The sequence below is a fragment of the Wenzhouxiangella sp. YN1 genome (genome assembly GCF_056324145.1).
This window is the reverse complement of the sequence record NZ_JBJNIO010000131.1, coordinates 20989-29030: the sequence shown is the minus strand read 5'-3', so window position 1 is coordinate 29030 and position 8042 is coordinate 20989. Positions and strand designations below refer to the sequence as shown.

The following is an 8042-nucleotide window of genomic DNA, read 5'->3' as shown; positions in this document are numbered from 1 at the left end:
AAGCCTCAAAAATGCCAAATCCTGGCGAATCAATGCCATCCAGACCCACCATCGAGCCGAACCTGCAAGCTGGGTGACCAAAATCCATCAAAGCCGGCTTGACTCAGCGTGAAAGAGGCAGTCTGATGAATAAGCTGGGCTGAAAGGACCGAAGGATTTCATCAAGGAAATCCTGCCCCAACCCAAGCCTCTGCTCTGCGTACCAGGCTGCTGCAGCTTCAAGATCCTGCTCTGCTTCGAAGCGGACATGAAGCCCGGGGCTCATAAACGCTTGCGAATGCCTGCTACAACGTCTTCTGCCCGGCGGCCCGGATCATGGTCCAGTTCGTAAATGTCCAGGCGACGATCCAGCTCTTGCCGCTGGGCGTCCGAAAGGGCCAGCGCGCTCTGGTCAGCCGCGATACTGTCCCAGAGCTGTTCAACCAGTTGGAGGCGCTCTTCCACTGACAGGTCAAGTAATGTCGATGTGTTCATGGCCATCTCCTGTAGCCGGATTTTATCCGAAATTGCTCCCCGGAACATAACCCGGGGCCTTTGCAGTCCGAAGATCGGTCTGAGTTGGGAGATCCCGGCTCTGCGCTTCGCTTGGCCGGGATTACGAGTTGGGCTGAATGCGTCGCCACCAGCGCACGTACCCCCGGACTCCGATCCGGGGTCTTCCCGATGCTGGCGTCTTCGGATGGGAGGTCCCGGCGCTGTGGCCGGGATTTCGGAGGGTGTGTGAGGGCCTTGCCGCCAGCACCCGTATCCCCGGACTCGATCCGGGGTCTTCTCGCTGCTGGCGCCTTCGGATGGGAGGTCCCGGCGCTGTGGCCGGGATTTCGGAGGGTGTGTGAGGGCCTTGCCGCCAGCACCCGCATCCCCGGACTCGATCCGGGGTCTTCTCGCTGCTGGCGCCTTCGGATGGGAGGTCCCGGCTCTGTGGCCGGGATTTCGGGGGTGGCTTGGCGCTGTGCTGCCAGCACCCGTATCCCCGGACTCGATCCGGGGTCTTCCCGCTACCGGCACCTTCGAGTGCAAGGTCCCGGCTCTGCGCATGGCTTGTTTTGTGATGCTTGTCACGATCTGCTATTGTCGGCGGCGTTGACCGGGTGGCATTCGAGGGCGCAAGGTGGCTTTGTGGCTGCTGCGCGTGGGGCGAGCGGCACAGGGAACACAGGAACCAGCAGGGGATGACAACAGGCATGGAGCCGTTCGGCCCGGACCGGGCCGCCGGGGAGGTTGTGGATGAACGCGAGCTGTCGGCATTGCTGCTGGATGTCATTCCGGGCATTTTTTATCTGGTTGACACCTGCAGACGCCTGCGGCTGTGGAATCCTCGGCTGCAGAGTCTGACCGGCTACAGCGCCGCGCGAATCCGGCGCATGTCGGCGCTGGACTTTTTTGCGCAAGCCGATCAGGAAACGGTGGAGCTGGCGCTGGAAAAGTGTCTGATCGAGGGTTATTCCGCAACCGATGTGTCGGTGCTGACCGCGCGCGGCGCCAGCCCGCCGCATCATTTCCAGAGCCGTCGGATAGAGCTTGAGGGCGAGCAGATGATTGCCGGCGTTGCGGTGGATGTCTCGCGGCTGAAGGCGGTGGAGGCGGATCATGCGCGCCAGCGCATTCAGTTGGAGCGGCTGGCCAGCCACGTGCCCGGCGCGGTTTATCAGCTGCAGCTCGACGCCGATACCGGCCGGCTGTGGCTGCCGTATGCCAGCAGCAAGTTCCAGCAGGTGTTCGGCACTGACTATGACGCCGTAGCGGAAGACGCGGCGCCGCTGTTTCAGCGCATTCATGACGACGACGCCGATCGGGTAATGCAGTCGATCACGCACAGCGCCGAGATGCTGGAGCCGTTTTTCGAGCATTTCCGCATGTATCCGATTGGTCGACCCCGCAATGATCAGAATCTGGAGTGGGTAGAGGTGGACTCCGGCCCCGAGCGGCTGGCCGACGGCAGCGTCATGTGGCACGGCTTTGCCCGCCTGGTGACGCATCGTCGTCAGCTCGAGCGCAAACTGACTCGGCTGGCCTACTATGACGATCTGACCGGGCTGGCCAACCGCGCCCATCTGCAGTCGACCCTGCGTGACGAGCTGAGGCTGGCCGGCTCGGCGCGTGAGGGTCTGGCGGTGCTGTATCTGGATCTGGACAGTTTCAACGACATCAACGACGCCTGGAGCCACACCGCCGGCGACCGGCTGTTGAAAGAGGTGGCCCAGCGGCTCGATTCGCTGGTGACCGGCGAAGGCCTGCTCGGGCGCGTTGGCGGCGATGAGTTCATGGTGGTACTGCGCGGGCGCGACGCCGCCCGCCGTGCCGAGGCCCTGAGTGAGGAAATCTGCCGCACGATGGCCGCACCGATGCGGCTGGACCAGCGCCAGGTGCGGATGACCATTTCCATCGGCATCAGCCTGTATCCCGACGATGCCGATTCTGCCGAGGACATGACGCGCCACGCCGACGCGGCTGTGTACAAGGCCAAATCGCAGGGGCCGGGGCGCTGGGCACGCTACACCCGCGAGCTGACCGAAGCCGCCCGCGCCCGGCGTTATCTGGAGACCGAGCTGCGCAGCGCCATCGAGCGCGAGCAGATTCAGGTGTCTTTGCAGCCGATTGTTGCCCTGGCCGACGGCCGGCCCGTGGCGGTGGAGGCGCTGGCGCGCTGGTATCACTGGGAGGACGGCTGGCTTGCGCCCGACCGCTTTGTGGCCCTGGCCGAAAAGCGCGGGCTGGTAGCGGCCCTGGGCGAGCAGGTGTACCGGCGTGCCATGCAGGCGGTTGCCGCCAGGGCGGGGATCAATGTCGCGCTCAATGTCGCCCCTGATCAGCTGCAGGACCCCGACTTCTGCGCGCGCTTGCTGGCCATGGGCCAGGATGCCGGCCTGGGGCCCGAGCGCATCGAAGTCGAGATCACCGAGCGTGCCTTCATGCGCGACAGCACCGAGGCGTTCAAGCAGATCAGCCGGCTGCGCGAGGCGGGTATCAGCGTGACCATTGATGATTTCGGCACCGGGTTTTCATCGCTGGGCTACCTGCGTCGTTTGCCGGTACAGCATCTCAAGATCGACCGCACTTTCGTGCGTCATGTCGAAGACGACAAGGCCAGCGCCGCCATCGTGCGCGCGGTGACCAACCTGGCCCATGATCTGGGCATGGAAGTCACCGCCGAAGGCGTCGAGACTGCCGGCGAGGCAGAGTTCGTGCGCGCCGTGGGCTGCGATTATGCGCAGGGCTGGTACTACGGCAAGCCGGATCTGGTTGAGTGACGGCTTCCGGGCAGCGCGTCGGTCTCGTTGCCCCGGCTCCCGAGCCGGAGGCTGCGGTTGGCCTGCTGGTGAAGAGACTACAGGCGGCGCCATCAGGCAAGGCTGATAGGCCGCGTGGGTTTCGAGAGAGGCCCGCATCGCGATCTGGAGATCGCTCCTACAAATTCATGCGCCACCGCCCCGTGCTTATCGCGATCTGGAGATCGCTCCTACAGACTCATGCGCCACCGCCCCGTGCTTATCGCGATCTGGAGATCGCTCCTACAGATTCATGCGCCATCGTTCGGTGTGGGAGCGATCTCCAGATCGCGATTCTTTTCGCGTAATATCCTTTGCCGGGAAATGCAGGAAACCGCTGATCATGTCCGAACCTCTCGAACTGCGCGCCGCTCGTCCGGGTGATGAGCCATTGCTGCTCGATCTTATTCGCGAGCTGGCCGAATACGAACAGCTGGCCCATGAGGTCGAGGCAACTGCCGAAGATCTGGCTGAATCACTGTTCGGCGACGGCGCGGTAGCCGAGGCGGTCATTGCGGAGTGGAATGGTCAGGCTGCCGGCTTTGCGCTTTTCTTCCGCAACTTTTCCACTTTTGTCGGGCGCCCCGGGCTTTATCTTGAAGACATCTACGTGCGCGAGTCCGAACGCGGCAAGGGTATTGGCAAGGCCTTGCTGCTGCACCTGGCCGGCATTGCGCGCCAGCGTAATTACGGGCGCATGGAGTGGAGCGTGCTCGACTGGAATCAGCCGGCGATTGATTTCTATCGCAGCCTGGGTGCCAGGCCGATGACAGGCTGGACGGTGTTTCGGCTGGATGAACAGGCGTTGAAGAAGCTGTAGCCGGGTTGGCCGGTCTGGCAGCTGATGTAATTGGTGGTGCTTTGTCGTAAATTGCACTGCCGGTTGGCGGGCTTATCGCGATCTGGAGATCGCTCCTACAGGCTCATGCGCCACCGCCCCGTGCTTATCGCGATCTGGAGATCGCTCCTACAGGCTCATGCGACACCGCCCTGTGCTTATCGCGATCTGGAGATCGCTCCTACAGACTCATGCGCCATCGTCCCGTGCTTCTCGCGATCTGGAGATCGCTCCTACAGACTCATGCGCCACCGCCCTGTGCTTATCGCGATCTGGAGATCGCTCCTACAGGCTCATGCGCCACCGCCCTGTGCTTATCGCGATCTGGAGATCGCTCCTACAGGCTCATGCGCCACCGCCCTGTGCTTATCGCGATCTGGAGATCGCTCCTACAGGCTCATGCGCATCGTTCGGTGTGGGAGCGATCTCCAGATCGCGATGTTCTGGCCCGAGACGGCGTCTTCGCGACCTGGAGATCGCTCCCATGAAACACGCCGGCAGCGCCGTTTGATTTTTCTTTAAGCCTGCATTCAGTCAGACTGTGGCAAACTCGACATCCCTGATTAAACGGAATTCCGGTGGCTTTTGTGCCAACTTCACAGGACGTCATTTCTGAAGGGGAGGTGACCCGGCTGCTCTCCGAGCTGCGTGAGCAGCCCGAGACGCTCGACCGCATTCTGCCGCTCATTTACGACGATCTGCGCGAGGTGGCCCGCTGTCAGCAGGCGCGTTTCGGGTCCACGCCCACGCTGCAGACCACCGAGCTGATTCATGAAGCCTTTCTGAAGCTGCGCAACAGCGCCAGCCAGAACATTCGCAACCGGGTGCATCTCAAGCGCCTGTCGTCGCTGGCCATTCGCCAGCTGATTGTCGACCACGCCCGCAGCAAGCTGGCGGCCAAACGCGGGGCCGGGCAAGCGCCGCTGAGCCTGAACGAAGAGCTCGCCGGCGGCGTGACCGGCAGTGAGGAAACCGTGCTCATGATCGACGAGGCGCTGGCGCGTCTTGAAGAGGCCAATCCGCGCCTGGCCGAGGTGGTCATTGCGCGGTTTTTCGGTGGGCATACCGCCGATGAGATCGCCGAAATGCTCGATATTTCCGTGCGCACGGTACAGCGCGACTGGGAGCGCGCCCGCGCCTGGCTGCTGGTGGAAATGAACAATCAGTGACCACAAGGCCCGATCGCAAGCCGTTTGGCCGCTTGACCCCGGCGCGCCGCCGCCTGGTGGATACTCTGCTCGACGAGCTGCTTGACTGTCCCCGCCAGCAGCGCGCCGCCGAACTGGCCCGCATTGTTCAGCGCGCCCCGCGCGTGGGCGCCTGGCTGGAGCGCCTGCTGGCCGCCAGCACCGAGCCCGGCGGGCTGCTCGATCAGTCCGCTTATTCTCTGGTTGGCGATGCCCTGGACGCGCGCCTGGACGGTCCCGGAAAGCCGGAGTTCGAGCCGGGTACGCGCCTGGGCCCCTGGCGGTTGATCGAGCCGGTGGGTGCCGGCGGCATGGGGGATGTCTATCGGGCCGAGCGCGCCGATGGGGCTTTCGACATGCAGGTGGCCGTCAAACTGATTCGCAGCCACAGCGACGACCTGGCGCGCCTGCTCACCTTCGAGCGCCAGACGCTGGCGCGGCTCAATCACCCCGGCATTGCCCGGTTGCTTGACGGCGGCGTGACCGACGATGGCCGGCCCTATCTGGTGATGGACTGGGTCGACGGCGACACGCTTGATGCCTGGTACGCAAAGGTCGGGCCGGACCCGACCACGGTACTGCGCATTTTCCGCGAAGCCTGCGATGCGGTGACCGCAGCGCATCGCGAGCTGATCGTGCACGGTGACATCAAGCCGGCCAACCTGATGTTGACCGCGCCCGGCCGCGTTTGCCTGCTCGACTTCGGTGTTGCCCGCCTGCTGGACCGCGACATGCACTACAACCTGCCGGCGGCGATGACGCCCGGCTTTGCCGCGCCGGAAGTGCTTGAAGGCCAGCCGGTGTCGACGGCGGCCGATATCCATGGCCTGGGTGCACTGCTGCGCTGGCTGGTCTATGGAGATGCGTCGCCAGCGTCACAATCGTCGCGATCGGATGCCGGCCCACAGCCCAGACAGCGCTGGCGCACGTTCCGCCGTCGACGCGATCTGGACGCCATCATCGCGCGCGCCACGCACGCTGACCCGGCGCTTCGCTATGCTACCGTCAACGCGCTGGCGCTGGATGTTCGCCGGCTGGAAGACGAGCTGCCCATTCATGCGCGCCGGCCGCGCATGTTAGAGCGCGCGGCGTTGTGGACGCGCCGCCATGCCGTGGGCGCCACGCTCGGCCTGCTGGTGCTGGTCTCGCTGGTGGGGGGCGTGTCGGCAGTAGTCTGGCAGGCGCGCGTGGCCCAGGTGGAGCGCGACCTGGCCCAGGCCGAGGCGCGCCGTTCCAACGCGCTGCGCGAGCATCTCACGCTGCTTTTTCGCGAGGTGGGCAGCCTGTCCACCGACACCGAAAGCATGACTGCGCGCGAGCTGCTCGACCGCACCGCCGGGGTCGCCGGCGAGTGGCTGGCCGGGGATCCCGACTTGCGCCAGCAGGTCAACGCCGTGCTCGGCGAGATCATGATCGCGCTCAACGACTATGCCGCCGCCGAGCCGCTGCTGGCCGACTTTGCCGAAAGCGACGAGGGCGCTGAAAATCCCCTGCTGCGCTCCATCGCGCTGCTTGACATGGCGCAGGTGCATCACCGTCGCGGGCGGATGCAGGAAGCGCTGGTGGACGCCGACCATGGCCTGGCGATTCTTGAATCGATTCCGGGAACGCATCCGGCCCGCATGTCCGACGCGCTGCAGGTTCGCGGGCGTATCCGGCGCGATCTGGGGCAGTGGGATGGGGCGCTGGCCGATCTCGAGCGCGCGCGCGAACTGGCGCTGGAAGTCTCCGCCGGCCCGCGTCCGCTGATGGCCCGTGCTGAAAACAACCTGGCGACCACGCTGCTGATTGGCGGTGAGCTGAAAGCAGCCGTTCGCCATCTGGAAGCGGCCGAAGCGCTGTGGCTGGCGCTCGATCGCGGGGAGTCCAGCGACGCCCTATCGGTAACGGCCAATCTGGCAACCGTTTTCAAGCGCCTGGGCCGCAACGACGAAGCCGAGCAGCGGCTGCGGCGGGTGGTGGCTGTGCGCGAAGAACAGTACGGGCCGTCGGGGGCCATGGCCGCCGCGCGCCTGAACCTGGGTCGCCTGCTGGTCGTGCGCGGCGCGCTCGACGAGGCTGAAACCCAGCTCGAGCGCGCCACCGAGGTGTTTGCGCGCTACATCGGCAGCGACACGCCCGACTTTGCCGCCGCGCTGCTGGGACAGGGTGAGCTGGCCGAGGCCCGCGGCGACTTGACGACGGCGCTGGCGCATTATCAGCGCTCGCGCGAGATCATGCTGCGCCTGCTCGGCGAGAGCCACCCCTACAGCCTGCGCCTGCGGCTGGCGGTGGTGCAGGTGCAGCGGCGCCTCGGCGAGAGTTTTGAGCCGGGCGCCCTGGAAGCGCTGGCCGATGATGCCGAAGCCGTGGGCAACGCTGCCCGCTCGGTGCTTTCAGAGATTGCCTGCGAGCGCGCGCGGCGGGCGCTGGAGGAGAATCGTCAACCCGACGCGCTTGGCCATGCGCAGCAGTGTCTGCAGCTGCGCGTGGCGCTGGGCCTTGGCGGCTGGCGCATCACCGAGGCCCGCGCCCTGATCGCCGCCGCTGAATCCGGGGGTGCTCATGAAAGCGAGACCACCCGCCGCCTGATCACCCGCCTGACCCGCGAGATGAACCCCGAACACCCCGCCGTGACCTGGTTCGAACGCTGAAGCACCCCGACGGCCCCGCACCCTGACCGCAGGAGCGGTTTCCGGACCGCGATTGTTTCCAAGCCCGGCGCTTTCGCGATCTGGAGATCGCTCCTACAGGACAAGCTGCCCGGAC

The 8042-nt window shown here is 65.2% G+C and carries 5 protein-coding genes; 4 read left to right on the top strand and 1 reads right to left on the bottom strand.

The window, feature by feature from the left end:
• Positions 1-261: 261 nt before the first annotated feature.
• On the bottom strand, positions 262-474 hold the full coding sequence (locus ACEWQZ_RS05800) for an addiction module protein (protein ID WP_476482128.1): 213 nt from the start codon (positions 472-474) through the stop codon (positions 262-264).
• A 698-nt stretch (positions 475-1172) separates the two neighbouring features.
• Here ACEWQZ_RS05800 and ACEWQZ_RS05795 point away from each other — a divergent pair.
• The 4 genes from ACEWQZ_RS05795 to ACEWQZ_RS05780 all read left to right on the top strand — a co-directional run bounded on the left by ACEWQZ_RS05795 (position 1173) and on the right by ACEWQZ_RS05780 (position 7927).
• Complete coding sequence (locus ACEWQZ_RS05795) at positions 1173-3251, top strand: putative bifunctional diguanylate cyclase/phosphodiesterase (protein ID WP_476482127.1); 2079 nt, start codon at positions 1173-1175, stop codon at positions 3249-3251.
• Positions 3252-3612: 361 nt separating this feature from the next.
• Positions 3613-4089, top strand: a complete 477-nt coding sequence (locus tag ACEWQZ_RS05790) for an N-acetyltransferase family protein (protein WP_476482126.1) — start codon at positions 3613-3615, stop codon at positions 4087-4089.
• Between the two features lie 605 nt (positions 4090-4694).
• Positions 4695-5276, top strand: a complete 582-nt coding sequence (locus tag ACEWQZ_RS05785) for an ECF-type sigma factor (RefSeq protein WP_476482125.1) — start codon at positions 4695-4697, stop codon at positions 5274-5276.
• Positions 5273-7927 carry a serine/threonine-protein kinase gene (locus ACEWQZ_RS05780; RefSeq protein ID WP_476482124.1) on the top strand — a complete coding sequence of 885 codons (2655 nt, stop codon included), beginning with the start codon at positions 5273-5275 and terminating at the stop codon, positions 7925-7927. Before ACEWQZ_RS05785 ends, ACEWQZ_RS05780 begins: the two co-directional genes overlap by 4 nt.
• Positions 7928-8042 lie beyond the last annotated feature (115 nt).

What these genes read in the sequence shown, in the direction of transcription:
- ACEWQZ_RS05800 (WP_476482128.1), bottom strand. Translation starts at nt 474, where the DNA reads ATGAACACATCGACATTACTTGACCTGTCAGTGGAAGAGCGCCTCCAA.
- ACEWQZ_RS05795 (WP_476482127.1), top strand. Translation starts at nt 1,173, where the DNA reads ATGACAACAGGCATGGAGCCGTTCGGCCCGGACCGGGCCGCCGGGGAG.
- ACEWQZ_RS05790 (WP_476482126.1), top strand. Translation starts at nt 3,613, where the DNA reads ATGTCCGAACCTCTCGAACTGCGCGCCGCTCGTCCGGGTGATGAGCCA.